The sequence below is a fragment of the Comamonas sp. B-9 genome (assembly GCF_000410635.1).
Classification (GTDB): domain Bacteria; phylum Pseudomonadota; class Gammaproteobacteria; order Burkholderiales; family Burkholderiaceae_C; genus Comamonas.
Map to the genome: position 1 here is coordinate 1 of NZ_APCR01000046.1, position 1,111 is coordinate 1,111.

At 66.2% G+C, this 1,111-nt stretch carries 1 protein-coding gene and 1 pseudogene; both read left to right on the forward strand.

Annotated features, from left to right (window positions below; genetic code table 11):
- A pseudogene (locus H928_RS32995) lies at positions 1-171 on the forward strand (P-type conjugative transfer protein TrbJ); the annotation flags it as partial.
- A gap of 12 nt (positions 172-183) precedes the next feature.
- On the forward strand, positions 184-1,111 hold a 928-nt coding region (gene trbL / locus H928_RS0100215), incomplete at its 3' end, for a P-type conjugative transfer protein TrbL (RefSeq protein ID WP_021024666.1).

Sequence of the window (1,111 nt, forward strand, 5' to 3'; positions counted from 1 at the left end):
GCCAAGCAGTCGATCCAGACGCAACGCTTGCAGCTCACGCAGGATCGCGCCGTATCGCTGGAGCAGGCGCGGCAGGCCGCGGCCACGGAGCGCGGGCGCGAAATCACGCGGCGCTTTCTGGGCTCTGGAACGCCATACACGCCGCACCCCGTCGATTTCTACAACCGCTGACGGGGCCGGGCCATGAACGACGTATCGGTCATCGACCGCTTTCTCGATGTTTTCTCGCGCTACATCGACTCGGGCTTTGGGCTGCTGCAGGGCGAGGTGGCGTTTCTGACAGCCACGCTGATCGTCATCGACATGACGCTCGCCGGACTGTTCTGGGCGATGGGCCATGCCAGCGGCCAGGGCGAGGACGTGATCGCCAAGCTGATCCGCAAGGTGCTCTATGTGGGCGCCTTCGCCTACATCATCGGCAACTTCAACATGCTCGCGGGCGTGGTGTTTCGCTCTTTCGCGGGGCTGGGCCTGACGGCCAGCGGTTCCAGCGTGAGCATGGGCAACTTCCTGCAGCCGGGGCGGCTGGCCAAGACCGGCATCGACGCGGCGGCCCCCATCCTGGAGCAGATCAAGCAGATGGCGGGCTTCCCGGAGGTGTTCGTCAACATCACCTCCATCGTGGTGCTGTTCCTCGCGTGGGGCATCGTCCTCCTGTGCTTCTTCGTGCTGGCGGTGCAGCTCTTCGTGACGCTGATCGAGTTCAAGCTGACCACGCTCGCGGGCTTCGTGTTGGTGCCGTTCGCCCTCTGGAACAAGACGGCGTTCCTGGCCGAGAAGGTGCTGGGCAATGTGGTGTCTTCGGGCATCAAGGTGCTGGTGCTCGCGGTCATCGTGGGGATCGGCACCGGGCTGTTTGCCGAGTTCAGGATTCCCGCAGGTGCCGAGCCCTCCATCGACCAGGCGCTGGTCATCATGCTGGCTTCGCTGTCCATGCTGGCCCTGGGCATCTTCGGGCCGGGCATTGCCACCGGGCTGGTGTCCGGCGGGCCACAGCTTGGAGCCGGTGCGATGGCCGGAGCAACGCTGGGGGCCGCAGGCGCTGCCATTGGCGTCGGGGCTGCGGCTGCTGGCGTCGGCAGCGCCGTGGCTGCAGGGGCGCGGATGGCAC